General features: G+C 72.2%; 20 protein-coding genes and 1 tRNA gene. 3 read left to right on the forward strand and 18 right to left on the reverse strand.

The features are described from left to right. Positions 1 to 16: 16 nt before the first annotated feature. The 5 genes from D6270_RS11830 to D6270_RS11850 form a co-directional block, all read right to left on the reverse strand. The gene (locus tag D6270_RS11830; RefSeq protein WP_109165435.1) at positions 17 to 805 is read right to left on the reverse strand and encodes a S16 family serine protease; all 789 of its coding nucleotides are present in this window, start codon (positions 803 to 805) and stop codon (positions 17 to 19) included. A 157-nt stretch (positions 806 to 962) separates the two neighbouring features. Next, positions 963 to 1607 carry an IclR family transcriptional regulator gene (locus tag D6270_RS11835; protein WP_018488589.1) on the reverse strand — a complete coding sequence of 215 codons (645 nt, stop codon included), beginning with the start codon at positions 1605 to 1607 and terminating at the stop codon, positions 963 to 965. Positions 1608 to 2074: 467 nt separating this feature from the next. After that, on the reverse strand, positions 2075 to 3859 hold the full coding sequence (locus tag D6270_RS11840) for a DEAD/DEAH box helicase (protein ID WP_109165434.1): 1785 nt from the start codon (positions 3857 to 3859) through the stop codon (positions 2075 to 2077). 169 nt (positions 3860 to 4028) lie between these two features. Then, positions 4029 to 4433: a hypothetical protein gene (locus tag D6270_RS11845; protein ID WP_109165433.1), complete on the reverse strand. Its 405-nt coding sequence runs from the start codon at positions 4431 to 4433 to the stop codon at positions 4029 to 4031. 26 nt (positions 4434 to 4459) lie between these two features. Then, entirely contained in the window at positions 4460 to 6073 is a 1614-nt protein-coding gene (locus D6270_RS11850) for an MFS transporter (protein ID WP_109165432.1), read from the reverse strand. Positions 6074 to 6258: 185 nt separating this feature from the next. Here D6270_RS11850 and D6270_RS11855 point away from each other — a divergent pair. After that, a tRNA-Cys gene (locus D6270_RS11855) sits at positions 6259 to 6333 on the forward strand. A gap of 336 nt (positions 6334 to 6669) precedes the next feature. Here the strand turns inward: D6270_RS11855 and D6270_RS11865 are convergent. The 9 genes from D6270_RS11865 to D6270_RS11905 form a co-directional block, all read right to left on the reverse strand. Beyond that, positions 6670 to 9012, reverse strand: coding sequence for a xanthine dehydrogenase family protein molybdopterin-binding subunit (locus D6270_RS11865; protein WP_109165431.1), 2343 nt, complete (start codon positions 9010 to 9012; stop codon positions 6670 to 6672). A gap of 97 nt (positions 9013 to 9109) precedes the next feature. Continuing rightward, positions 9110 to 10858 carry a 2Fe-2S iron-sulfur cluster-binding protein gene (locus tag D6270_RS11870; protein ID WP_109165430.1) on the reverse strand — a complete coding sequence of 583 codons (1749 nt, stop codon included), beginning with the start codon at positions 10856 to 10858 and terminating at the stop codon, positions 9110 to 9112. Next, positions 10855 to 11751: an FAD binding domain-containing protein gene (locus D6270_RS11875; RefSeq protein ID WP_109165429.1), complete on the reverse strand. Its 897-nt coding sequence runs from the start codon at positions 11749 to 11751 to the stop codon at positions 10855 to 10857. Before D6270_RS11875 ends, D6270_RS11870 begins: the two co-directional genes overlap by 4 nt. Positions 11752 to 12081: 330 nt before the next feature. Beyond that, positions 12082 to 13731, reverse strand: a complete 1650-nt coding sequence (locus D6270_RS11880) for a beta-N-acetylhexosaminidase (RefSeq protein ID WP_109165428.1) — start codon at positions 13729 to 13731, stop codon at positions 12082 to 12084. Positions 13732 to 13737: 6 nt separating this feature from the next. Beyond that, positions 13738 to 14586 carry a carbohydrate ABC transporter permease gene (locus D6270_RS11885; RefSeq protein WP_109165427.1) on the reverse strand — a complete coding sequence of 283 codons (849 nt, stop codon included), beginning with the start codon at positions 14584 to 14586 and terminating at the stop codon, positions 13738 to 13740. After that, a complete protein-coding gene (locus D6270_RS11890) occupies positions 14583 to 15569 on the reverse strand; it encodes a carbohydrate ABC transporter permease (RefSeq protein ID WP_109165426.1) in 987 nt (328 codons plus the stop codon). Before D6270_RS11890 ends, D6270_RS11885 begins: the two co-directional genes overlap by 4 nt. 2 nt (positions 15570 to 15571) lie before the next feature. Next, positions 15572 to 16876, reverse strand: a complete 1305-nt coding sequence (locus D6270_RS11895; RefSeq protein WP_109165425.1) for an extracellular solute-binding protein — start codon at positions 16874 to 16876, stop codon at positions 15572 to 15574. Positions 16877 to 17119: 243 nt separating this feature from the next. Then, complete coding sequence (locus D6270_RS11900; RefSeq protein WP_029395429.1) at positions 17120 to 17419, reverse strand: DUF3039 domain-containing protein; 300 nt, start codon at positions 17417 to 17419, stop codon at positions 17120 to 17122. Positions 17420 to 17449: 30 nt separating this feature from the next. Then, positions 17450 to 18010 carry a YqgE/AlgH family protein gene (locus D6270_RS11905; protein WP_018512335.1) on the reverse strand — a complete coding sequence of 187 codons (561 nt, stop codon included), beginning with the start codon at positions 18008 to 18010 and terminating at the stop codon, positions 17450 to 17452. A gap of 286 nt (positions 18011 to 18296) precedes the next feature. Here D6270_RS11905 and murA point away from each other — a divergent pair, with 286 nt between their 5' ends. Further along, positions 18297 to 19637, forward strand: coding sequence for a UDP-N-acetylglucosamine 1-carboxyvinyltransferase (gene murA, locus D6270_RS11910; protein ID WP_109165424.1), 1341 nt, complete (start codon positions 18297 to 18299; stop codon positions 19635 to 19637). Between the two features lie 50 nt (positions 19638 to 19687). Here murA and D6270_RS11915 read toward each other — a convergent pair whose 3' ends face one another. Beyond that, on the reverse strand, positions 19688 to 20518 hold the full coding sequence (locus D6270_RS11915; protein ID WP_109165423.1) for an AraC family transcriptional regulator: 831 nt from the start codon (positions 20516 to 20518) through the stop codon (positions 19688 to 19690). A gap of 49 nt (positions 20519 to 20567) precedes the next feature. On the opposite strand from D6270_RS11915, the gene D6270_RS11920 reads away from it, so the two are divergent. Continuing rightward, positions 20568 to 21032, forward strand: coding sequence for a DUF2000 domain-containing protein (locus D6270_RS11920; RefSeq protein WP_202418315.1), 465 nt, complete (start codon positions 20568 to 20570; stop codon positions 21030 to 21032). A 115-nt stretch (positions 21033 to 21147) separates the two neighbouring features. Here the strand turns inward: D6270_RS11920 and D6270_RS11925 are convergent, their stop codons facing one another. The 3 genes from D6270_RS11925 to D6270_RS11935 form a co-directional block, all read right to left on the reverse strand. Then, entirely contained in the window at positions 21148 to 21429 is a 282-nt protein-coding gene (locus D6270_RS11925) for an HU family DNA-binding protein (protein ID WP_003968811.1), read from the reverse strand. Between the two features lie 386 nt (positions 21430 to 21815). Continuing rightward, positions 21816 to 23252: an NAD-dependent malic enzyme gene (locus D6270_RS11930; protein ID WP_109167485.1), complete on the reverse strand. Its 1437-nt coding sequence runs from the start codon at positions 23250 to 23252 to the stop codon at positions 21816 to 21818. A 451-nt stretch (positions 23253 to 23703) separates the two neighbouring features. Next, on the reverse strand, positions 23704 to 26130 hold the full coding sequence (locus tag D6270_RS11935) for a HelD family protein (RefSeq protein WP_109165421.1): 2427 nt from the start codon (positions 26128 to 26130) through the stop codon (positions 23704 to 23706). Between the last annotated feature and the right edge of the window lie 146 nt (positions 26131 to 26276).

Genomic DNA, 26276 nt, shown 5'->3' on the forward strand with positions numbered 1-26276 from the left:
GCCCTGCCACCGGAGGTCAGCAGCTCGGCACCTTGCCGCCCTGCTCCAGCGCCTTGAGCGCGTCCACCGCGCCACCGAGTGTGGTGACGGGGATCAGCCGCAGCCCGTCGGGCCGCTCGGCCTCCGCCTCGCGGCACTCGGCCTTGGGGACGAGGAAGACGGTGGCCCCGTCGCGGTGGGCGGCCTGGGTCTTCATGGAGACCCCGCCGACCGCACCGACCTTGCCGTCGGCGCTGATCGTCCCCGTACCGGCGATGGTGCGGCCGCCGGTGAGGCCGCCGCCCTTGCCGTCGCCGTCGAGCTTGTCGATGATCCCGAGCGAGAGGAAGAGGCCCGCGCTGGGGCCGCCGATGTCGCCGAGGTCCACGGTGACCCGCATGGCGCCGGGCTCGCGCTTCAGCTGGTTGAGGGCCGCGTCGACGGCGACGTTCTGGGACTCCTTCATGTCGTTCAGGTTGTGTTCCTCGATCTCCTGCTCGGAGCCGCCCGTCGGGTAGACGGAGTCCCGGGGCATGACCGCCCGGTCCGTACGGAACCAGCCGTCCAGCACATCGCCGATCCGGACGTCCGCCTTGGGCCCGGTGGCGACGATCGTGGTCATCCGCAGCTGCCCGTCGGTGGGCCGGGTCTCCGCGCCGGTGATGGTGATCACCTGCTTGCCGCGGTCCTTGCCGAGCACGTCGGCGGTCACCCCGGGCTGCGCCAGGGTGAACGGCAGCGGCGCGAGGGCCGCCGTACCGAACAGGGCGAGGACGGGCAGCGCGCAGAGGGCGAGCGCGCGGGGGCGCGAGAGACGAGTGAGCACCCGTCCAATCTAACCGCCGCCCGGAAGCGGGAACGCGCCAGGCGTGCGCCCCCGCCACGCCCCGGCCGCAGGGGCGCCGCCGACGCGGGACGGCCGGGACCCGTGGGCCACCGGCCCGCGCCGCGCCCCGGACACCGGGGCGCCGACACGCGATGCGCTACCGCAGGGCGTCCGCGACTTCCCGGGCGGCGTCCAGCACCCGGGGCCCGACCCGCTCCGGTACGGCGTCGGCGAGCATGACCACGCCGACACTGCCCTCCACCCCCGACACCCCGACCAGCGGCGCCGCCGCCCCGCTGGCACCGGCTTCGAGCTCGCCGTGGGTGAGGGTGTAGCCGGGGTGTCCGGCCGTGGTGTGCTGGCGGGCGGAGAGGATGGCCCGCCCCGCGGCGCCTCGGTCCAGCGGGTGCCGGAAGCCCGCCCGGTAGGCCACGTGGTAGTCGGTCCAGGTGGGCTCCACGACGGCGACCGCGAGGGCGTCGCTGCCGTCGACGAGCGTGAGGTGGGCGGTGGCCCCTATGTCCTCGGCCAGGGAGCGCAGCGCGGGCAGCGCGGCCTCCCGGACGAGGGGGTGCACCTGTCGGCCCAGACGGAGCACCCCGAGTCCGACCCGGGCGCGGCCGCCCAGATCACGGCGGACCAGGGCGTGCTGCTCCAGGGTGGCGAGCAGCCGGTAGACGACGGTCCGGTTGACCCCGAGTTTGTTCGACAACTCGGTGACGGTCAGGCCGTGGTCGGTATCGGCGAGCAATTTGAGGACCCGCAGTCCTCGGTCGAGCGTCTGGGAAGTCTCCGCTGTCACGACGCCCTCTCCTCTTCGGGTGAGCGACGACGGCCGGGCTCCGGGGGTTGCGACGCCGGTCCCAGCGGCGACGCACGGAGAGGCCGCCGGTCTGGCCAAGGCCCCGGCTGCGCTCCGCGGCGGCTCTGCCACGGGGCGTTCATATGGCGGGGACAGTAGCGAGCCAGTCCGCTCAGCGGAAGACCTCGTCCAGAATCCGGGCGCTTCCCCGGGCGGGGCCCCGACCGTACGACATAACCGCCGGTCAGCGCGGTGGCGTCCGGAACGCGAACATCTACGCGCGTCCAGGAGGACAGACGTGCCGGTGACCCTTCGTGCACCTCATGTGAACTGGCGTTAACCCACCGTGAATCGGAGCCCGCACAATTTTCCGGCCGGACGGTGGGGCGTGGCCGGAAACGGCCGTGCGGCTCGTCCCGGATGGACCGGAACGAGCCGCACGGAGGCGAGGGAGGGGCCGCGCCCGCTCACGTCATACGGGTGGCCCACTCCTGGACCTTGGCGATCCGCTGCTGGATCTGGTGGGCGGTCGCCTCGGCGCTCGGGGGGCCGCCGCAGACGCGGCGCAGCTCGTTGTGGATCACGCCGTGCGGCTTGCCGCTCTGGTGGGTGTAGGCGGAGACCATCGTGTTGAGCTGCTTGCGCAGGCTGAGCAGCTGCTTGTGGGTGACGACGGGCCGCGCCTCGGCCGGCTTCTCCAGGAGGTCGGCCTCCTCGGCCGGCTTCTGGCGGCTGTGCGCGATCTGCCGGCTCTGGCGCTTCTGGAGGAGGAGCTGCACCTGGTCCGGCTCCAGGAGGCCCGGGATGCCGAGATAGTCCTGCTCCTCCTCACTGCCCGGGTGGGCCTGCATGCCGAACTCGGCGCCGTCGTACAGCACCCGGTCGAAGACCGCGTCCGACTCCAGCGCCTCCCAGGGCAGTTGGTCCTCGGTCTCCTCGTCCTCCAGCTTCTCGGCGTCGGCGAGGAGCTGGTCCTCCTCCGCGAACGGGTTCTCCTCGTCGCTGCCCTTCTTCGGCTTGTCGAGGACGTGGTCGCGTTCGACCTCCATCTCGTTGGCGAAGTCGAGGAGCATCGGGATCGTCGGTACGAAGACGGAGGCCGTCTCACCGCGCCTGCGGGAGCGCACGAAGCGGCCGACGGCCTGGGCGAAGAAGAGGGGGGTGGAGATGGTGGTGGCGTACACGCCCACGGCGAGCCGCGGCACGTCCACGCCCTCCGACACCATCCGCACCGCGACCATCCAGCGCGACTCGTCCGCGCTGAACTTGTCGATCTTCTTCGAGGCGGCCTTCTCGTCGGAGAGGACGACGGTCGGCGTCTCGCCGGTGACCTTCTTCAGGATCTTGGCGTACGCGCGTGCCGAGTCCTGGTCCGTCGCGATGACGAGCCCGCCCGCGTCGGGGATGCCCTTGCGGACCTCGGTGAGCCGCTTGTCGGCGGCGCTCAGCACATTGGGGATCCAGTCGCCGGTGGGCGAGAGCGCGGTGCGCCAGGCCTGGCCGATGGCGTCCTTGGTCATCGGCTCGCCGAGCCGGGCCGCGATCTCGTCCCCGGCCTTGGTGCGCCAGCGCATGTTGCCGCTGTAGCTGAGGAAGATCACGGGCCGGACGACACCGTCGGCGAGCGCGTTGCCGTAGCCGTAGGTGTAGTCGGCGGAGGAGCGGCGGATGCCGTCGTTGCCCTCCTCGTACTGGACGAAGGGGATCGGGTTGGTGTCCGACCGGAACGGCGTACCGGTCAGCGCGAGCCGCCGGGTCGCCGGGTCGAACGCCTCCTGGCAGGCCTCGCCCCAGGACTTGGAGTCACCGGCGTGGTGGATCTCGTCGAGGATGACCAGGGTCTTGCGCTGCTCGCACCGGTTGCGGTGCAGCATGGGGCGCACACCGACACCGGCGTACGTCACGGCGACGCCGTGGTACTCCTTGCTGAGCGGGCCGGCGCTGTACTCGGGGTCGAGTTTGATCCCTATCCGGGCGGCCGCCTCCGCCCACTGCTTCTTCAGGTGCTCGGTCGGGGCGACCACGGTGACCTGCTGGACGACATGGTGGTGCAGCAGCCACGACGCGAGGGTCAGCGCGAAGGTGGTCTTGCCGGCGCCGGGCGTGGCGACGGCGAGGAAGTCGCGCGGCTGCTCCTGGATGTACCTCTCCATGGCCCCCTGCTGCCAGGCTCGCAGCTTGTTGGCGGTGCCCCAGGGGGCACGGCCGGGGAAGGCGGGAGAGAGGTGGTGGGAGGCGGTGGTAGTAGTCACGGTCTCCGGTTCGGGGCGCTCGGGTACGTGGGTCGCTGCCGCTACCGGACCCGGCCCGAAGGACCCGGCCCGCGATACGACAACCGGGCCACCCTACCGGGGGCCCGGCTGAGAACCCGTACGAACGAGTCGCGGTTCGAGTCCGTTGAGACCCTCTTCACAACCGCGGCTACCGGGCGAACCGCGGCAACTGCTCGGCCATCTTGGGCATGTCCAGAGCCCCCTGGCACGTGGCCAGCACCGACCGCTCCGCTTCGTCGGCATCGAGGTGCGGATCGAGCGGATGGCCGTTCATGTGGAGAGAGACCCAGGTCGCGTACCACGCGATGCGCTTGTTGCCGCCGGCGAGCCCGCGGTTGCGGGCCAGGCACTCCATCAGGGCGAGCCTCCGGTCGAGCTCCTCACTCGCCTTCAGGACATGGTCCGCGGCCTCGCCGGAGAGCCGCGAGTGCTCGTTTATGGCAGTGATCACCGCGTCGTGGGCGAACGCCTGCGTGCTCTTGCCCTCCGCCGCGGCACGGGAGCGCAGGGAGTGCGGCTCTTCTTCGGTGAACCGCAGATTCAGACCAGCCACACGCCCACGGTACCGAGCGGTACCGCTCACTTCTCCCGTACGACCACCCGCGTGGCCGCCCACGCCCCCACCACCGCGACCGCCGCCATCGGCACGAACACCGCCGCGAAGGCCGCCGGGTGGGAGCCCGTGGCCGCGCCGGAGACCGTGCCGTGGGCCGCCGCGCCCAGGGCCTTGCCGCCGAGGGCCGCGAAGGCGGCGCCGCCGATGGCCAGGAGGAGGACGTTGGAGAGGCCGTCGGAGATCTGGAGGGCGGCGGAGTTGGAGCCCGCTTCCTCGGGGGCCGAGAGCTTCAGGAGCAGGACACTGGTGGAGGCGATCACCATGCCCATGCCGAAGCAGCCGAAGGCCCAGGCCACGGCGACGATCCAGACCGGGACGGCCGGGATCAACACGGTGGGCGCGACCGCGATCGAGGCCGCCACCAGCACCATCCCGCTCACCATCAGCCGCTCCCGGTACGGCTCCAGGCGCGGCCGGGACTGGACGTACGAGCCGAGCGCCCAGGTCGCGCCGCCCACCGCCAGGGAGAGGCCCGCCATGGTCGGGGTCAGGCCGCGCTGGGTGACCAGCATCAGCGGGACGAAGGACTCCGCGGCGATGAACGAACCGGCCGCCACCCCGCGCAGCAGGATCACCGACGGCAGCCCGCGCGCCGCCCGTACGGTCCCGGTCGGCAGCAGGCCCCGTACGGCGGGCACCAGCAGCGCGACGCCCGCGGCGGCGGGCAGGAGCGCCAGCCAGTTCAGCTCCTGGCCCGCGTACTGGAGCAGCCCGGCCCCCGCCGAGATCCCCAGCGCGAGACGGATACGCCGGCGGTCGTACGGGGGCGGCGGCGCATCCGGGTCCGCCGGGCCCGAGGCCATCCGGCGGATCTGCGGAAGGGCCAGCGCCAGCGGGATCACGATCAGGACGGGGATGCCGACGAAGACCCAGCGCCAGCCGAGGTGCTCGGTCACCGTCCCGGCGGCCAACGGCCCGACCACGGACGGGATCACCCAGCTCGCGGCGAAGGCGGCCATGATGGCGGGCCGGATGCGTTCGGGGTAGGCGCGCCCGATGACCACGTACAGGGCGACGATCACCAGCCCGCCGCCGAGCCCCTGGACCGCCCGGCCCGCGATGAAGACCCACATGGAGCCGGCCGCCCCGGAGAGCAGCAGCCCCGCGCCGAAGGCGGTGATCCCGGTCGCGAGCGGCTGGAGCGGCCCGCGCCGGTCGGCCCACTGCCCCGAGAGCACCATGGCGAAGAGGCTGGTGGTGAAGTACGCGGAGAAGGCGAACGCGTAGAGCGGGATGCCGTGCAGCTCACGGGCGGCCACCGGCATCGCCGTACCGACCGCCGTCGCCTCGAAGGCGATGAGGAAGACCACGGAGACGATGCCGATGCTCAGCGCCCGGTAGGTCCGCCCGAGCACCCCCTCGGCGGCGGCCTCGGCGACCGCCCCGCCCAGATCCCCGGGCAGCGCGTCCGGCATACCGGGACGCACATCGCCGGGTATGCCGGTCTTCAGATCGGTGGGGAGGTCCGCCGGCAGTCCGGTGGCCGGGTCGGTGGGACCGCCCGGCAGGCCGTGCGGCAGATCGGTCGGCGCGGGACGCGCGGCATCGGTGCCGTCACGCTGTTCGGGGGCGGTCATGGCCCCAGGGTAAGGGGCGTGGAGCGGTTTGGGCCCTGTCCCTGTGCCCGCCCGGGGTCGTCCCTTGGTCGTAGGCCGCAGGGCCGGGCGTGAACGGCGTGTGGCAGTCGCGTTGCGTACCGGCCGCCGCCCTTGTGGTCCGCTCCCCGCGCCCCCTAACGTCGAGGACACAACAGCGAACGCATGGCCGTGTGCCCGAGAGGCTCAGGGGCTCGACTGCAACTCGAGTTACACCGGTTCGATTCCGGTCACGGCCTCCAACGGCGAAGTGGCCGCCCCGGGAGAAGGGGGCGGCCACTTTCGCGTGCGTACGGCGGCGCTCAGGCCGCGGTCTTCAGCGCCTTCGTCACATCGCGCATGTCACTGAGTACGCGAAGACAGCCGTCGCCCACACCGCCGACGCGGTCAGCGCTCCGGCCGCCGCCCCACAGCAGGCCGTGGCCGCGTCTGCGGCCCGACGTGGGCTTCCGGTCGAAGCCGCCCACCGCCTCCGGGGGGGTGTTCCGGTCCGAACTCCCCCATCAGCTCCGGCTCGGAGATCATGTCCGGCACTCCCCCTGGTCAAGAAGGACGGCGCACGCGTGTGCGCCGTCCTGTCAGCCCTTCGTCGCCGCCACCGCCGCCTGCGGGCGGACCGGCAGGCGGTTCACCGGGCGGCCGGTGGCCGAGCGGACCGCCGAGGCCACGGCGGCCGGGGCCGTGACGACCGGGACGGCCGAGGCGGGTTTGGCGCCGAACGGGGCCACCACGTCCCGCTCCTCGACCAGCTTGACGATACGGATGTCCGGCGCGTCCAGCGAGGTCGGGAGGGCGTAGCCGGTCAGGTCGGGGTGGCGGATCAGGCCTCGCGCGGTACGGAGGTTCTCGGTGAGGGCCGCGCCGATGCCCTGGGTGATGCCCGCCTCGATGCGGGTGGCCAGCTGGGCGGGGTTGAGGACGCGGCCCACGTCCTGGGCGACCGCCATCTCGACCACCCGGATCGACCCGAGCTCGATGTCGACGTCGACCACCGCCCGTACCGCGCAGAACGCGAGGCCCACGAACGCGTCGCCCTGGCCGGAGCCGTCCAGCGGCTCGGTGGGGTGGGGGCGGCACTGGGCGGTGGCCCAGAGCTCCTTGCCGTCCATCGCCTCCAGGACCGTGGTGGAGAGGACACCGTCGTACGAGGTGATCTTGCCGTCCGCGATCTGGAGCAGCTCCGTGGACATGCCGAACTTGTGGGCCAGCGGCTGGAGGAGCTGGGTGCGGACCATCTTCGCCGCACGCTCCACCGCCCCGCCGGAGACCCAGGTGTGGCGGCCGTGCGTCGCCGGGCCCGCGGGCGGCTGGTCGGTGTCGACCGCCGCCACATGGACCTCGTCCACGCCCAGGATCTCCTGGACGATCTGGCGGGCGAGGGTGGTGAAGCCCTGGCCCGTCTCGACCGCCGCGCAGATCACCGTGGCCACACCGTCGTGGACCCGGACCGTGGCCGTGGAGACCTCGTCCGCGCCCTCGGCGCCGAGCATGTGGACCATACCGACCCCGTAGCCCACGCCCCGGCGGACCGCCCCGGGTTCGCCCGCGCCCTCGGGGCCGCCGGGCAGCAGCCAGTCGTCCTCCGGGGTGTCCTTGGGGAGGGCGGGGAGGGGGGCGTCGCGGACCGCGCGGAGCAGTTCGGCCACGGGGGCCGGGCAGGTCACCGTCTGGCCCGTGGGCAGGATGTCGCCCGTCGACAGGGCGTTGCGGAGGCGGAGTTCGGCCGGGTCGATGGAGAGCTTGGCGGCCAGCTTGTCCATCTGGCCCTCGTACGCCGCGCAGACCTGCATGGCGCCCTCGCCACGGACATGGCCCGACGGCGGGTTGTTCGTGCGGACCGCCCAGCCCTCGATGAAGGCGTGCGGGACGACGTACGGGCCGCAGGCGAACGCCACGGCCGCCGCGAGTGACTCCGAGGAGGAGTCGGCGTACGCGCCCGCGTCCAGCAGGATCTGGGCCTCCACCTTGACCAGCCGGCCGTCGGCGTCCGCGTGGTGGCGGTAGCGCAGCAGGGTCGGGTGGCGGTGGGCGTGGCCGAGGAAGGACTCCTCGCGGGTGGCGGCCAGCTTCACCGGGCAGCCGGTGCGCAGGGCGAGCAGGCCCAGCGGGATCTGGAAGCCGGGGTCCTCGCGGTCGCCGGTCGCGCCGGGGACGCCGGTGACGACGACCTTGACCCGGTCCGGCTCCAGGCCGAAGCAGGCGGCGGCCAGGTCGCGGTCGGTGTGCGGGTCGGTGGAGGCGGTGTAGATCTCGACGCCGCCGTCGGGGCGGGGCACGGCGAGCCCGGCCTCCGCGCCGATCGGGGCCGGGTCCTGGCGGCCGATGCGGTAGAGGCCCTCGACGATGACCTCACCGGTCGCCTCGGCGTCGCCGTAGCGCAGCGGGATGTGCCGGATCAGGTTGCCGTCGGGGTGCAGGGGCTCCGCCGCGAACGCCTTCTCCGGGTCCGTGACCGGCTCCAGCACCTCGTACTCGACGGCGATCGCGGCGGCGGCGAGACGCGCGGTGTCCGGGTGGTCGGCGGCGACGGCGGCGATCGGCTCGCCGTGGTGGCGGACCAGCTCGGAGGCGAAGACCGGGCGGTCGACCACGCTGCGGCCGTAGTTGCTGTCCCCGGGGACGTCCTCGTGCGTGACGACCGCGCGCACCCCGGGCATCGCGGCGGCGGACGAGGTGTCGATCGACAGGATGCGGGCGTGCGGGTGCGGCGAGCGGAGCACGGAGGCCCAGAGCAGCCCCTCGGCCCAGAGGTCGGCGGCGTACGGGAAGGTGCCCTCGGTCTTCGCGCGGGCGTCGGCGGGCGGCAGCGAGGCGCCCAGGCCCGTCAGCGGCGGCTCCTGGCCGGGCCCGTCGCCCGGACCTCCGGCCGCGTCGATCCTCGGCAGGCTGGTGCTGGTCGCGTTGGCCGCGTCGCCGCTCACGCCGCCTCCTTGTCGTTCGCCCCGCCGCTACGGGGGCGGGGGGTGACCTGTGGTGTCGCGGGGTGCCGTCCGGAAGACGGGGGTCTGCGCGCGTCGATCACTGCGCGCCTCCCTCGTGCGGGTGGTGCTGGTGCGACCGGTGTACGCCGCCGGCGCCGGGCTCGGCCTGGTGCGGGATGCGGGCCTCGTCCTGGGCGGCCGCGGAGGCCTCCGCGCTCGCCTCGCGGGCCGCCACGACGTCCGCGACCGCGTCGAGTACGCCCCGGTAGCCGGAGCAGCGGCAGAGGTTGCCGCAGAGGGCCTGGCGGGTCTCCAGCTCGCTGGGGGCGTGGTTGCCCTCCAGCAGGTCGTGGACGGTCATCGCCATGCCGGGGATGCAGAAGCCGCACTGGACGGCCCCGCAGGCGGAGAGCGCGCGCTGGACGTCGGAGGGTTCGCCGTCGACGGCCAGCCCCTCGACCGTACGGACCTCGCTGCCCGCGGCCGTCGCGGCGGGCACCAGGCAGGAGGCGACCAGGCGGCCGTCGACCTGGACGTTGCACGCCCCGCACTCCCCCTGCGAGCAGCCGTCCTTGGCCCCGGCGAGGCCGAGGCGCTCGCGGAGCACGTAGAGCAGGGACTCGCCGATCCAGGCGTCGGAGACCGGGCGGTCCACGCCGTTGACGTGCAGGAGGTAGGAGGCGGCGGGGTGTTCGCTGGGTACGTCGACGGGGGCGGCGGCCGGGTCGTGCGCGGGGTCATGCGCCGGGTCCGGCTCGGGTTCCGCTTCGGGGGCCTGTTCCGCGTCCGCCTCGGCGAGGGCGGGTGCCGTTTCCTCCGAGGGGGAGCCGGTCCCGGCCTCGGTGGGTGCTTCCGGGGCGATGTCGGCCGGAGGTTCCGCTTCCGGTTCCGCTCCCGCTTCGGTGCGGGGTTCGGCCGGCGCCTCCGCCTCCGGTTCGTCGCCGGGGAGCGGGTGGGGGCCGGTCCCGGGGTCGGCGGCGGGGTGAACCGCCGTGTGCTCCTCGTCCGGGCCGGGGCGCACGGGCGCCGGGGACTCCTCGAGCTGCGGCTGCGTGGCCCAGGGGGCGGGGGCGCCGCCGGGGAGCGTGGCCGGGCGCGCGTCGTCCGCGTACCACTGCTGCGAGGCCGCCGCCGAGGCCAGGAACTCGCCCGACTCGTCCGGCAGATCCCCGTCCGCGACCGGGATCGTCCACTGGCCGGTGTGGCCGACCGGCGTGGGCTGACCCGCGTGCTCGGTGTGCGCGGAGGAGTCGGTGCGGCCGGTGTGCGCGGAGATGTCGGTGTGGTCCGTGCGGCCTGCGTGGTCCTGGTGGCTCGTGTGGTCGCCGGGGCCGGTGTGGTCACCAGGGCCCGGGTGGCCCGGGTGGCCGCCGTGGTCCGCGTAGGGGTACCGGCCGTCGTGGCCCGGGTGGTCCTGGTACTCCCCCGGCCCCGTCCCCGCACCGGACTGCCCGGACCGCTCCCCCACCGCCTCGGCGAAGTTCCACTGGGCCGTGGAGTGCGCGGTGTTCTGGTACGGCTGCGCGTAGCCGCCCTGCTCGTTCGGCTCGGGCCAGTGCACCGCGCCCGGGGGCTGCTCCTGGGCGTGCCGCTCGGCCTGCGCCTGCTGCTGGCTCTGCGTCTGCACGACCCAGCTGCCCGTCGCGGCCGGGTCCAGACCGGCGGCCGGGGTCAGCGGGACGATCATCGGCGGTACGTATCCATGGCCGGGCGCGGCCAGCGGGATGGCCGCCAGGTCCTCCGGCGGGAGCTGGACGAAGGCCGTGGCGTCGGCGTCGTACTCACCGCTCTGCGGCGTCGGCTCCCAGCCCTCGTACCGGGGGTCGGGGTGTTCCTCATTGCTCACGACAGTGCCCTCCCCAGTGCGCGTCGGGCGAGCGCGGCGACGGTGCGCCGCAGGTGGAGTACGGCCGGGGACAGCGGCGGGGGCTCCGAGCCGTCGGCCGGTGGTTCGTGGTCCGGGATGCAGGCGGCGGCGACGTACTCGCCGAAGGCCGCCAGCGCGTCGGGGGCCAGGCCACGCTCGCCGTCCCAGTCGATCAGCGAGGCGATCCAGCGCTCCGCCTCCAGCGGGCGCAGCGGCATCGGGGCGATGGCACCGACCGCGCAGCGCACCCCGCGCCGGGCCGGGTCCAGCACGATGGCGACCGAGGCGGTGGCGCGGCCGGGGCCGGTGCGGCCGGTGGCCTTCAGGAACACCTGCGGGGCGTGCAGCAGGGGGACCCGGACGAAGCCGATCAGCTCGGCGGGGCCGAGCATCTCGCGGCCGGCCAGCAGGTGCGAGACGGGGACCTCGCGGCGGGTGCCGCCGGGTCCGGCGACGACCAGCTCGGCCTCCAGCGCGGCCAGCACCGGCAGGGCGTCGCCGGTGGGCGCGGAGGTGGCGATGTTGCCGCCGAGGGTTCCGGCGTTACGGATCTGGGGCGGGCCCGCGGCGCGCGCGGAGGCGGCGAGGGCGGGGATCAGGGCGGCGAAGTCGGGGCGCCCCGTGCGGGCGTGGGTGAGGCCGGCGCCGAGCAGGGCGTGGCCGTCCTGGTAATGCCAGCCGCGCAGCTCGCTGATCCGGCCGAGGCCGACCAGTCCCGAGGGGCGCAGGAGCCCCTTGTTCACGGCCGCCATCAGGTCCGTTCCCCCCGCCACGGGGACGGCGGCAGGCATGGCTTCCAGCGCCGCCACGGCCTCGTCCAACGAGGCCGGCAGTGTCACCGACTGCATCGCCTGCGGTGCGTGCGTGGTCAACCCAGCTGCCCCTTCCCGGTCTCCCGGCTGGTCCGCCTGCTCCGCCGTACGGTACGTGTTCACAGGCCGGACGTGGCAACTCTGGCACATCTTCCGACGGGACCGGCGCGAGGGTCCGCGAAGGGTGGATCCGTCCCTGACCTGGAGGATGATCCGGTTTCGCACCTCTTCGGAGTGGAGGGTGAATTGCCACTCTTCAGCGAGGCTTGTGCGACTTATTCCGTTCGGTCCGGAGGCCGTTCGGTCCGGAGGCTGTCTGTTGCGGAGGCCGTTCGAGGAGAGGCCGTTCGGTCCGCGCCGGGCATGCTCCGGCGCGGACCGTTCCGGGGCTCACACCACCGGCGGCGCTCCCTCGATCGGGCGGCCGAGGATGCCGGGCCGCCGCTGCCACGGCAGCGGGCCGCCCGGCCTGCGGTAGTCGACGCCGAGGGCGTCGAGCCGGGCGTAGTGATCGGTCATGCGCGCGTCGAATCCCGCGAAGTCCCGTTCGGCCGGGGCAGGCAGGGAGCTCCAGGCGACCTCCGCGAAAGCGGCGAGGCGTGGGAAGACCTGGTAGTCGACGCGGGACCGGTTCTGCATGACCTCGGTCCACACGTTGGCCTGGGTGCCCAGGATGTGACGGACCGCCTCCTCGCTCAGCCCCGGCGGAACGGGTTCGAAGCGGTAGACGTCCTCCAGGGTGCGGACGTACCCGATGGGCATCGGCTCGTCGGGGCCGCCGTCCTGACGGTGGTCCAGATACACCTGCTGCTCCGGGCACATCACCACGTCGTGCCCGGCCTCCGCTGCCGCGATGCCGCCCGCGTAACCGCGCCAGGAGGAGACGGCGGCGCCCTCGGCGAGGCCGCCTTCGAGGATCTCGTCCCAGCCGATGAGACGGCGGCCGCGTGCGGTGAGCCAGGTGTCGAAGTGGCGGATGAACCAGGACTGGAGCTCGTCCTCGTCCTTGAGGCCGAGTTCGGCGATCCGGGCCTGGGCGAGCGGGGACTCCTTCCACTGGTCCTTAGGGCACTCGTCGCCGCCGATGTGGACGAACGGCGAGGTCTCGGCGGGGAAGAGCTCCAGGACCTCCTCCAGGACACCCTCGTAGAAGCGGAGGGTGTTCTCGGTGGGGGCGAGGACGTTCGGGCTGACGCCCCAGGAGTCCCAGACGGTCAGGGCGGCGGTGTCGACGACATCGGCGTTGCCCAGCTCGGGGTAGGCGGCGATGGCGGCCTGCGCGTGGCCCGGGATGTCGATCTCGGGGACGACCCGGATGTGCCGCTCTGCGGCGTAGGCGACGATCTCACGGATGTCGTCCTGGGTGTAGTAACCGCCGTGCGGGGTCTCGTCCCAGAGGTCGGACGCCCGGTGGCCGTACTTCGAGCGGGAGCGCCAGGCGCCGGTCTCGGTGAGGCGGGGGTGGCGCTTGATCTCGATGCGCCAGCCCTGGTCGTCGTTGAGGTGGAAGTGGAAGACGTTCAGCTTGTGGGCGGAGAGGAGGTCGAGGTAGCGCAGCACGTCGTCCTTGGGCAGGAAGTGCCGGCAGACGTCGAGCAGCATGCCGCGCCAGCCGAAGCGCGGCTCGTCCTCGATGGCCACCGCCGGCACCTCCCAGGTCCGCCCCGGGGTGATGGGCGCGCGCCGGAAGGCGTCCGGGCCGAGGAGCTGACGGAAGGTCTGCGCCCCGTGCAGGAGCCCGGCCGCGCCGGAGCCGGTGATGCGTACGGTGTCGCCGTCGACGACGAGTCCGTACGCCTCCGAGGTCAGCGCCTCGTCGAGCGCCAGTTCCACGCGGGGGCCGTCCGTGCCGTCGGCGAGCGGCAGGCCGGTGGCCGCGCCGACGGTGGCGCGCAGCAGCCGGGCGACGCCCTCGGTGCCCGGTGCGGCGGTGAGCACGGTCGCCGCGTCCAGCCGGAACGGCTCCGCTCCCGGTGCTCCCCAGGTCACTTCGCGCGGCGCGGGGATCAGGCCGGGAGCCGTCGTGTCATCGGATGTCATGAGACGTCAGTCCTTTACCGCGCCGCCCAGTCCGGAGACCAGGCGCCGCTGTACGAGTACGAAGAAGACCAGGACGGGGATGGTCATCACGGTCGAGGCCGCCATGATCCCGCCCCAGTCGTTCTCGTCCGGTTTGAAGAAGACCAGCAGCGCCATCGGCAGCGTCGACTGGGAGGTGTCGCTGATGATGAACGACTTCGCGAACAGGAAGTCGTTCCAGGTGGTGATGAAGGAGAAGACGCTGGTCGCCACCAGGCCCGGGAAGACCAGCGGGAAGAGGATCTGCCACAGGAAGCGGGTGCGGCTCGCCCCGTCGATGTAGGCGGCCTCCTCCAGGGCTTCGGGGACCGCCCTGACGAAGCCGCGCAGCATCCAGATGGCGAACGGCAGCGAGAAGGCGAGGTGCGGCAGGATCAGCGAGCCGAGCGTGTTCAGCTGGCCGAAGTCCCGCATCAGGAAGAACAGCGGGATGGTCAGTGCCTCCACCGGCACCATCTGCGCCACCAGGAACATGATGAGCAGCGTGGTGCGGAACTTGAAGCGGAAGCGGGTCACGGCGGTGGCGGCCAGGAAGGCGATCAGCGCCGAGGCGATGACGACCGTGCCCGCCACCAGCAGGCTGTTGAGGAAGTAGCGGCCGAAGTCCTGCTGTTCGAAGACCCGGCGGAAGGAGTCGAGGGAGGGGGCGAGGGTCCAGGGGCGGGGGGTGGTCGACTGGATCTCGCCGGCCGGCTTGAAGGCGGAGAGCACCATCCAGTAGAGGGGGAAGGCGACGGCCACGGCGATCAGCAGGGCCGCGGCCTCGGCGGCCAGCCTGCCGGGCCGCTTGACCCGCAGGGACTTGACTACGCTCACAGTTCCTCCCCCTGGCGCCGCACCAGGCGCAGATAGACCAGCGTGACGGCCAGCAGGATCACCAGCATCACGACGCCGATCGCCGAGCCGAGGCTGTACTGCGAGGACGCGAACGCCTTCTGGTACGCGTACACGTTGAGCACCAGGTTCTGCCCGGCGATACCGCCCCCGTTGGTCATGACGTAGATCTGGGTGAAGACCTTGAAGTCCCAGATGATCGACTGGATGGTGACGACGATCAGGATGGGCTTGAGCATCGGCGCCATGATGGTCCGCCAGATCCGCCACTGGGACGCGCCGTCCAGCGAGGCGGCCTCCAGCACCTCGGTGGGGATGGCCCGGATGCCCGCGTACACGGTGACCATGACGAACGGGAACGAGCACCACAGGACTTCGAGGAGTACGAGCGCGAAGGCGCTGTAGCGGCCGTACGTCCAGGAGAAGTCGCCGAGGCCGAGCACCTTGTTGACCGGTCCGAAGTCGGGGTCGAAGAGGAAGACCCAGACCGTGGAGCCGGTGATCGCGGGGGTGGCCCAGGCGCCGAGCGCGGCCATCATCAGCGCGAGCCGGGGCAGCGCGCGGATGCGGGTGAGCAGGACGGCCAGGGCGCAGCCGACGAAGAGCGTGGAGACCACACAGGCGGCGGCGAAGAGGACGGTGGCGAGGAGGACCTGCCAGAACTGGCTGTCGTTGAAGAGGGTGGCGTAGTTGCCGAACCCCTGGAAGGTGGTGGGTTCGCCGCCGCTGACCTGGGCCTGGGTGTACTCCAGGAACGAGATCAGGCCGAGTTGGTAGATCGGGTAGACCAGCAGCCCGGCGAGCAGGACGAGGGCGGGCAGGAGGTAGAGCCAGGGGGTCCAGCCGGAGTGCCCCCTGGGGGAGACCGAGCGGCCGCGCCGGGGCGGGCGGCCGGCGGGGGTGCCGGCGCCCGTCCCGGACGCACCGGGGGCCGGGGCCTGGAGAGCGGTGGTGGGCGTGGTCATCGTCAGCCCGCGTCGGTGAAGGCCGCGTCCATCTTCTCCGCCGCGTCGTCCGAGGCCTGCGCCACGTCCTTACGGCCGGAGACGATCTCCTGGAACATCGTCGGCAGGACCAGCGAGGCGTCGATCTGGCCCCAGGCGGGCGAGGCGGGGACGAACTTGGCGCCGGCGCCGAGGGTCTGGACGAACGGGGCGACGAAGGGCTGCTTCTTGGCGGCGTTGTCCAGGACGTCGGTGTAGGTGGGCAGGAAGCCCATCGCGTCGAACATCTCGGCCTGGGTCTTCTTGCCGGTGAGCGACTTCATCAGGTCGACGGCGAGGGTGCGGTGCGAGCTGCTCTTGAGCACGCCGATGTTGTTGCCGCCCGCGAAGGCGGGGGCGATGGAGTTCGGGGCGATGCCGGGCAGCGGGACGACGGCGTACTTGCCCTTGACCGAGCCCGCCTCGACGGCCGTGTGGCTGAAGTCGCCGCCGATGGCCATGGCGGCCTTGCCGGAGGCGAAGGCGGTGACGGTGGCGTTGCCGCCCATGGAGGCGCACTTGGCGGCCGGACAGTTGTCGTCGCCGAAGAGGGAGGTGTAGGCCTCGATGCCCTTGCGGGCCTTCTCGCTGTTGATGGCCGACTTGTACGTACCGCCGCTCTCGCCCGCGATCTCGCCGCCGTGCGACCAGATGAAGGGCATCGCGCCGTAGGTGTAGGCGCCGCCGACCGCGAGGCCGTAGAGGTCGGGCTTCGCCTTGTGGATCTTCTTCGCGGTGGCGATCAGCTCGGCCTGGGACTTGGGGGGCTCGATGCCGAGGTCCTTGAAGACGTCGGTGCGGTAGTAGAGGGCGCGGACACCGACGAAGAAGGGGGCGCCGTAGACCTTGTCGCCGACGGTGACGGACTGCTTGGCGATCGGGTCGGTGTCCTTGGCCTCCTCCCAGGCGCCGAACTCCTCGGTGACGTCCGCGAGTCCGCCGTCCTTGACGTATCCGGCGGTGTCGCTGTTGCCGTACTCGATGAGGTCGGGGGCGCTCTTGGGGTCGTTGAAGGCGGCCTTGATGCGTTGGGCGCGGGTGTCGACGGGTATGTACTCGACCTCGACCTTCGCGCCTTCGTGGCTCTTCTCGAACGCGGCGACGGCGTCGTCGACGACCTTCTCCTTGGGCTTGTTGCCGACCTCCTGGAAGAGCCAGACACGGAGAGTCCCGCTCTTGTCGTCACCCTTCGCACTGGTGTCGGAGGTCTGCGGCGCGCAGGCGGTGGCGGTGAGGCCCGCCAGCACAAGCGCCGCAACCGGGGCGGCAATTCGGGCAGAAAGCTTCATCCGGGAACCCCTACCGGTCATGCGTTGCATCATGTGCAACGTGCGTTTCGTTCTGCACAACTGGCAGGAGAGTAAGTCCGGTTCCGGCGCCCGACAAGTGGTCTCCACCACTCTGTGACCAGCCGACGCAGCCCGTGCAACGCGAGCGTTCGGGCACTCTCCGTGACCGGGAACGCAAAAGGCCCCCGACACGCGCGTCGACCGCGCGTGCCGGGGGCCGTGGACCCGAGTGGGACCCGGGCCCTACTTCTTGCCCTTGTCCTTGCCGCCCTTGCCCTTGTCCTTGTCGCCGCCGGCGCCCATGGACTCGTAGATCTCCTTGCACATGGGACAGACCGGGTACTTCTTGGGGTCACGCCCCGGCACCCAGACCTTGCCGCACAGCGCCACCACGGGAGTGCCCTCCAGGGCGCTCGCCATGATCTTGTCCTTCTGGACGTAATGGGCGTAGCGCTCGTGGTCGCCGTCGCCCCTCGACACCTGCGGCGTCGGCTCTACGAGGGTCCCCGTACCTGCCCCGCGATCGGGCTCAAGAGTGCTCATAACCGCCAAGGGTACTGAAAGAAGGGGCCTTCAGTTGAGCGAAGGGTCGTCCGGATACGTGGCGATCATCGCCAGCTCGCTGCGCTGGCGGCGGAGCACCGCGCGCCAGAGGTTCTCCGGGCGCGGGGAGGAGACGTCACCGGGCTCCGACTCGACCACGTACCAGGCGCCCTCGGTCAGCTCGCCCTCCAGCTGACCGGGCCCCCACCCGGCGTACCCGGCGAAGATCCGCAGCGATCCGAGCGCCGGTCCGAGCAGCTCCGGCGGGGTCTCCAGGTCGACCAGGCCGATCGCCCCGTGCACCCGCCGCCAGCCGAGCGGGCCCTCGTCGCCGGGGATCACCGCGACGCCGAGCGCGGAGTCGAGGGAGACGGGGCCGCCCTGGAAGACGACGTCCGGCTCGCCGGTCAGCCCGGCCCAGGAGCCGAGGATGTCACCGACGCCGACCGGGGTCGGGCGGTTGAGCACCACACCGAGGGACCCCTCCTCGTCGTGGTCGAGGAGGAGCACCACCGCGCGGTCGAAATTCGGGTCCGCGAGGGCGGGTGTGGCCACGAGCAGTCGCCCTGTGAGCGAGGACACCTCCGTCATGGCAGAGATGATCCCGCATCTTCGCCCTCCGCGGGGGCCCCGTGACCGTGACGACCACCTCAGGAGAGCGAGCGCAGCTCAGGGCGCACGGAGGCACGGGGAGCGCACCACGAGGGCGGGATCCGGGGGCCATCCGGACGGTGACCCTCCGCAAGATCGGGTGCGCGGAGGGTGTTGTGGCGGATTCATGACGTTCGTACACCCCCCTTCGCCTTACGGAAGGGGGGTAGGAGGCCATTACCCTTTTCGTTGGCCCCCTGCCCGACCACTCCGGAACGCGAGATACATGACCGGCACAGACGATGTCCTGCTTGTCCACGGCGGCACCCCGCTGGAGGGCGAGATCCGCGTCCGAGGCGCCAAGAACCTGGTGCCGAAGGCAATGGTCGCCGCGCTGCTCGGCAGCGGGCCCAGCCGCCTCCGCAACGTTCCCGACATCCGTGACGTACGGGTGGTCCGGGGGCTCCTCCAGCTGCACGGCGTCACCGTCCGCCCCGGCGACGAGCCGGGCGAACTGATCCTCGACCCCTCGCACGTCGAGTCCGCGAACGTCGCCGACATCGATGCCCACGCGGGTTCGTCGCGCATCCCGATCCTCTTCTGCGGCCCGCTGCTGCACCGCCTCGGCCACGCCTTCATCCCGGGCCTGGGCGGCTGCGACATCGGCGGCCGGCCGATCGACTTCCACTTCGAGGTGCTCCGCCAGTTCGGCGCGACCATCGAGAAGCGGGCGGACGGCCAGTACCTGGAGGCCCCGCAGCGGCTGCGCGGCACCAAGATCCGGCTGCCGTACCCCTCGGTGGGCTCCACCGAGCAGGTGCTGCTCACCGCCGTCCTCGCCGAGGGCGTCACCGAGCTGTCCAACGCGGCCGTCGAGCCGGAGATCGAGGACCTCATCTGCGTACTGCAGAAGATGGGCGCGATCATCTCCCTGGACACCGACCGGACCATCCGGATCACCGGTGTCGACAAGCTCGACGGGTACACCCACCGGGCGATCCCGGACCGGCTTGAGGCGGCCTCCTGGGCGTCGGCGGCGCTGGCGACCGAGGGCAACATCTACGTACGCGGCGCCCAGCAGCGTTCGATGATGACCTTCCTCAACACCTTCCGCCGGGTCGGCGGCGCCTTCGAGATCGACGACGAGGGCATCCGCTTCTGGCACCCGGGCGGCGCGCTCAACGCCATCGCGCTGGAGACGGACGTCCACCCCGGCTTCCAGACCGACTGGCAGCAGCCCCTGGTGGTGGCGCTGACGCAGGCCGCGGGGCTCTCCATCGTCCACGAGACGGTGTACGAGTCGCGGCTCGGCTTCACCTCCGCGCTCAACCAGATGGGTGCGCACATCCAGCTCTACCGGGAGTGCCTGGGCGGTTCGGACTGCCGCTTCGGCCAGCGCAACTTCCTGCACTCGGCGGTCGTCTCGGGACCGACGAAGCTCCAGGGCGCCGATCTGGTCATCCCCGACCTGCGCGGCGGCTTCTCGTACCTGATCGCGGCGCTGGCGGCCCAGGGGACCTCCCGGGTGCACGGCATCGACCTGATCAACCGCGGTTACGAGAACTTCATGGAGAAGCTGGAGAAGCTCGGCGCCAAGGTGGAGCTGCCGGGCGGCTCCCTGGTCTGACCGCACAGTGCTGCCGCACACAGCACTGCGCGAACCGGTGCCCCGGCCCCTCACCGGGGCCGGGGCACCGGGCTTTCCCGGGAACGCGCGAACCGGCCCGGCGTGGTCCCCGCGATCCGCTTGAAGTGCCGCGTGAGATGGGACTGGTCGTGGAAGCCCACGACGGCCGCCGCCTCACCGGGCGGCACCCCGTCCAGCAGCAGCCGGCGGGCCCGGTCGACCCGGCGGGACGTCAGGTACTGGTGCGGGGCGATCGCGTACGCCGCGCTGAACGCCCGCACGAGATGGGTCGGGTGCGCGTGGACCAGCCGGGCCGCCTCCGCCAGGGTGATGCCCTCGCCCAGCCGCTCGTCCAGCAGCTCACGCAGGTCCCGGGCGACGCCGGGGCCGGGCGGCGGGCTCTCCGGGCCCCGTGCGGGGCCCAGGTGGCCTCTCAGCCGCTCCGCGATGAACGCCAGGCGGCTCTCCGCCTCGAAGGCGTCGCCCGGGTCGGCCAGGGCCGTGTGGAGCCGGGCGACGCGGGTGCGCAGGAGCGGGTCGGCGAGGTCGGGGGTGTCCACCGCGAGCCCGATGTAGCGCGCGTCCAGCTGCGACATGTCCAGGTAGAGCACCCGTTTGCGGAAGCCCTCGGAGGTCGCGGGCGAACCGTTGTGCGGGACCTGCGGCGGCAGCAGGCTCACCGTGCCGCCCGGCGTACCGCGCTCATGGCGGTCCAGGTCGTAGCGGACGGCCCCGTCGTCGACGATCAGGAGGGTCCAGGCCTCGTGGACGTGCATGGGGTAGGCGTGCTCGGTGAAGCGGGCGTGGAAGACCTCCACGACGCCCGGGACCTCCGGACGCCAGGCCGAGATCTCCTGCCGCGCCTGCTGCCTCGGCGTCACGCCAAGAACGTACAAGAAACGGCCGGGGGCCGACGGCCAGTCTCGGACCATGAGAAACACGCACGAGACGGCGGACGGAACCATGACCACCGGCGAGGCACCCGTCCGCTTCGACACGAAGATCGCGGTGCTGCTCCGCGACGACCTGGAGAGCTGGCAGCGCCTGAACGTGACCGCCTTCCTGGTCAGCGGTCTGGGGACGGCGGCGCCCGAGGTGATCGGCGAACCCTACGAGGACGCCGATGCCACCGCCTACCTGCCGATGCTCCGGCAGCCGGTGCTGGTCTTCGAGGGGGCGGCGGAGACGCTGACCGCCGCGCACGCCAAGGCGCTCTCCCGGTCCCTGACGGTGGCCGTGTTCACCTCGGACCTGTTCGGTACGGGGAACGACCGGGACAACCGGGCGGCGGTGCGGGCGGTGGGGCGGGACGCGCTGGACCTGGTGGGGCTGGCCGTGTACGGGCCCCGCAACGCCGTGGACAAGGTCCTCAAGGGCGCGCGGATGCATCCCTGACCCCGGGCGGCCCCGTCGGCGTACGAAGGGCTGAGCGGGGCGCATGTGCCCCTGGCATGCGCGAGGGCGGCCACCCCTGGTCGGGGGTGGCCGCCCTCATTGCTGCGCCTTGGGGTTACTTGCCCTTGGCGGCTTCCTTGAGCTTCGAGCCCGCGGAGACCTTCACGCTGTAGCCGGCGGGGATGTTGATCGGGTCGCCGGTCTGCGGGTTGCGAGCGGTGCGAGCGGCACGGTGGGTGCGCTCGAAGGTCAGGAAGCCGGGGATGGTGACCTTCTCGTCGCCCTTGGCGACGATCTCACCGACGGTCTCGGCGAGCGCGGCCAGCACGGCGTCGGCGTCCTTGCGAGTCACCTCGGCGCGGTCGGCCAGGGCGGCCACCAGCTCACTGCGGTTCATGTTGTTACTCCCGTGTTCTTCTTGCCTGTGAGGCGTGAGATCGAAGCCGATGCTGCCAGGGCCCTCTGACAGTCCCCGGACCCGGGTCTGATGTCAGACCCTCGCGCCCGATTACGCATCCTGCCCCCACCTGCGGCGGGAAAGCCAATCCGGAACCCTTCAGGGTCAACGAAAGGCGCCACTGTCTGCTCGTGGTGACGTTCCGTCGGCTTCCCTTAGCGGTCCGCAGCGGATGCCGGGCCCTACGGGGCCCACTGCCCGCCCACCCTAAAGGGGCGTTTGGGGCGCCGCGACCCGCGACGCGCCGTACGGCACGGGCGGGTGCGGCCCGAGGTGCTCCGCGGGTACCCCTTGAGGGCCCCGCGAAACAGGGGTGGACGGCCGGGTCAGACGGACGCGGCGGGCGCCGCTCCGGTGCCGGAGGCGGCCTTGGCGGCCGCGCGGACGGCTCCGGCGACCGCGCCGGCGACCTTGTCGTTGAAGACCGAGGGGATGATGTAGTTCGCGTTGACCTCGTCCTCGGCGACCACGTCGGCGAGGGCTCCGGCGGCGGCGAGCATCATCTCCGTGTTGACGGTGCGGGACTGAGCGTCCAGCAGACCGCGGAAGACACCCGGGAAGACCAGCACGTTGTTGATCTGGTTGGGGAAGTCGGAGCGTCCGGTGGCGACGACGGCGGCCGTCTCACGGGCGATCGTCGGGTCGACCTCGGGGTCCGGGTTCGCGAGCGCGAACACGATCGCGCCGTCCGCCATCGCCGCGACGTCGTCGCCGTTCAGGACGTTCGGGGCGGAGACGCCGATGAAGACGTCGGCGCCGACGACGGCCTCCTTGAGGGTGCCGGTGACGCCCTCGGGGTTGGTGTTGTCGGCGATCCAGCACAGCGGCGAGTCGGGGTCGGCGGCGACCAGGTCCTCGCGGCCGCTGTGCACCACGCCGTGGATGTCGGCGACGACGGCGTGCTTGACACCGGCGGCGATCAGGAGCTTCAGGATGGCCGTACCGGCGGCTCCGGCACCGGACATGACGACCCGTACGTCACCGATGTTCTTGCCCACCACGCGCAGGGCGTTGGTCAGCGAGGCCAGGACGACGATGGCGGTGCCGTGCTGGTCGTCGTGGAAGACGGGGATGTCCAGGGCCTCGCGCAGCCGGGCCTCGATCTCGAAGCAGCGGGGGGCGGAGATGTCCTCCAGGTTGATGCCCGCGAAGCCGGGGGCGATCGCCTTGACGATCGCGACGATCTCATCGGTGTTCTGGGTGTCCAGGCAGATCGGCCAGGCGTCGATGCCGGCGAAGCGCTTGAAGAGGGCCGCCTTGCCCTCCATGACCGGCAGCGCGGCCATCGGGCCGATGTTGCCGAGGCCGAGCACGGCGGAGCCGTCCGTCACGACTGCGACGGAGTTGCGCTTGATGGTGAGGCGGCGCGCGTCCTCGGGGTTCTCGGCGATCGCCATGCAGACCCGGGCGACGCCGGGGGTGTAGATCATCGAGAGGTCGTCACGGTTGCGGATGGGGTGCTTGGACGCCATCTCGATCTTGCCGCCGAGGTGCATGAGGAACGTACGGTCGGAGACCTTGCCCAGCACGACGCCCTCGACATCGCGCAGACCTTCGACGATCTCGTCCGCGTGCGAGGTGGAGGAGGCCGCGATCGTGACATCGATCCGCAGCTTCTCGTGGCCGGAGGCTGTCACGTCGAGGCCGGTGACCGAACCCCCCGACGACTCCACGGCCGTGGTGAGCTGGGAGACCGCGGTGCCGCTGGCGGGCACCTCCAGCCTGACCGTCATCGAGTACGAGACGCTGGGCGCCGTTGCCATGGCCGTGTCCTTCGCTTTCCTGAGCTTCATTGCCGCGCATCCGGAACCCTCGTTCCGGTCACGCTCCCCGATCGTCGCACCTACCGGCTGGTAGCCGGTAATGAGTGCCGCCTTTCGGAAAGTATTTTCCACCATACGAGAAGTCACCCGTTCGGCGGAACCCCCAACAGGCCCCACGAACGAAAACAGACCCGCGCCACCATCAGGTGACGCGGGTCTGTCTTCTTCACTTAAGTGGCACCGACCCGCCATGCTCGCCTCGCGGCAAGTGGTCGCTCGAAGCGACGAAGGTTGGGCCCGGGGGCTTGGATCGAGCCGGTGCCAGTACCACGGTAACAAAGACCCCGGAGAAGTGATTCCCGTGCGACAGGTTGACTCGCGCGCCGCGAATCCCCGGCGGGTCCGGGTCACTCCCGCGGCGGGCCCGGGGCGCTCCCCCGGCAGGTCCGGATCACTCCCTGAGCAGGTCCGGCACCCCGTCCCCGTCCGGCATGTCCCGCTCCCCCGACACCACCGTGAGCTGCTGGGTGGCCCGCGTCAGCGCCACGTACAGCACCCGCAGCCCGGCCGGGGACTCGTCCGCGATCTCCGCCGGTGAGACGACCACCGTGGCGTCGTACTCCAGCCCCTTCGCCTCCAGGCTGCCCAGCGCCACCACCCGCTCCCCCAGCTCGGCCAGCCACTCGCGGGCCTGGGCACGGCGGTCCATCGCCACGACCACGCCCACCGTGCCGTCCACCTCCGCCAGCAGCCGCCGCGCCTCCTCGCGGACCGTGGCGGCCAGGTCGCCGCCTCCGACCGGCACGAAGCGCGGCACCACCCCGGTGGAGCGGACCGCCGACGGGGACTCCATGCCGGGCATGGCGAGCGCCAGCACCTTGGCGGCCAGCTCCGCGATCTCGGCCGGGTTGCGGTAGTTGACGGTGAGGGTGAAGCGGCGGCGCGGCCGGGAGCCGAGCGCCTCGTCCCGGGCGGCGGCCGCCTCGTCCGGGTCCGACCAGGAGGACTGGGCCGGGTCGCCGACGATGGTCCAGGTGGCGTGGCGGCCCCGGCGGCCCACCATCCGCCACTGCATGGGGGTGAGGTCCTGCGCCTCGTCGACGATGACGTGCGTGTACTCCGTGCGCTCAGCCGCGAGCCGCTCGGCCCGCTCCCACTGGGTCTCCTCGCGCTGCGGCATCAGCTCCTCCAGTCCGGAGAGCTGGTCCAGCGGGTCCATCTCACGCTTCCGCTTGGGCCGGACCACCGTGCCCAGCAGCGCCTGGAGCTCGTCCAGGAGCGCCACATCGTGTACGGAGAGGGGGCCGGTGCCGTCCGCCGCGTCCAGCCGCTTCAGGGAGCGGGCCAGGCGGCGCACCTCGCCCTGGTTGAGGATGCGCCGGGACCAGCGGGCCAGCCGCTTCTCGTCGGCCATCGCGGCCAGCACCCGACGCGGGGTCAGCTCGGGCCACCAGGCGTTCAGGAACTCCAGGAACGGCGTCTCGGTGGAGACGTCCTCGTCGAAGGAGGACCGCAACTCCGCCACCAGCTGCGGGTCGGTGTAGCGGCCGCGCCCGGAGGACTTGCTCCACAGGGCGTCCAGCAGCAGTTTGCGGGCGCGCGGGCGCAGCAGGTTGACGGGGGCGGTGCCGCTGAGGACGTTGTTGCGGATGCGCTGGAGCTCGTCGGCCTCCAGCTCCAGCCGGGCGCCGAAGGCGACGACGCGCAGCCGGGTGGGGGTGGCGGCGCCGCTCTGTGCGGGCTCGTCGCCGAAGGGGAGTTGGCCGTCGCTGGGCGAAGCCTTCGGCGCCTCCAGCGCGCCCCGGGCCGCCTTGCGCAGCACCTGGAGCATCCGGGAGGAACCCTTGATCCGGGCGACGGCCGGTTCGTCGTAGACCCCCCCGTCACCCGATCGCCGCCCCTCATCGAGGCCCTTCGAGCCGCCCCTTCCGTACGCGCCCTCGACGCCCGCCGCCTCCTCCGAGAGCGAGCCGACGGCGCGGATCGCGACCTGGCCCTCCTCACCGAGCGAGGGCAGCACGCCCTCGGTGTACGCGACCAGGAGCGGGGTCGGCGAGACGACCAGGATGCCGCCCGCGTACCGCCGCCGGTCCTGGTAGAGGAGGTACGCCGCCCGGTGCAGGGCGACGGCCGTCTTACCGGTGCCGGGGCCGCCGGTGACCTCCGTGACGGAGGCGGCGGGGGCCCGGATCACCAGGTCCTGCTCGGCCTGGATGGAGGCGACGATGTCCCGCATGGTGTGGCTGCGGGCCTGGCCGAGGGCGGCCATCAGGGCGCCGTCGCCGATCACCGGCAGCTTCTCGCCGTTCAGATACGCCGTCAGCTCCGGGCGCATCAGGTCGTCCTCGACCCCGAGGACCCTGCGGCCCTTGGAGCGGATGACCCGGCGGCGTACGACGCGGCCCGGCTCCTTCGGGGTGGAGCGGTAGAACGGGGCGGCGGCCGGGGCCCGCCAGTCGATCACCAGCGGCGCGTAGTCGGAGTCCAGGACCCCGATCCGGCCGATGTGGAGCGTCTCGGCGATATCGGCCGTGGCGTCCTCCCGTACGGCGTCGTCGGCCGGCTCCACGGAGGTGAACGCGCCGTCGGGGCCGCGCTCACCGTCCTTGCCGAGGAGCAGGTCGACCCGGCCGAAGAGGAAGTCCTCGAACTCGTTGTTCAGCCGGTTGAGGTGGACGCCCGCCCGGAAGACCTGGGCGTCCCGTTCGGCGAGGGCACCGGGCGTGCCGACCTGCCCGCGTTTGACGGCGTCGTGCATGAGAAATTCCGCCTCGTCGATCTTCTCTTCGAGACGGTGGTAAACGCGGTCCAGATGATCCTGTTCGACACCGATCTCCCGGTCCCGCAGCGAATCGACAGCGGCATCCTGCGCGGCCACCGAGGCCCCCTTCTGACGTGCATCGGGCAGCCGTCAAGCCTATGCGAAGGGGGGGCCGGGCGCACCTGCCGTCCACCGTTACGCGTGTTGCGATTGCGCGTCGGAAGGAGGCGCGCCCGGACGGCCGGGCCGCCCGGGCGGGAGGG

The sequence above is a fragment of the Streptomyces griseus subsp. griseus genome, from assembly GCF_003610995.1.
GTDB lineage: Bacteria > Actinomycetota > Actinomycetes > Streptomycetales > Streptomycetaceae > Streptomyces.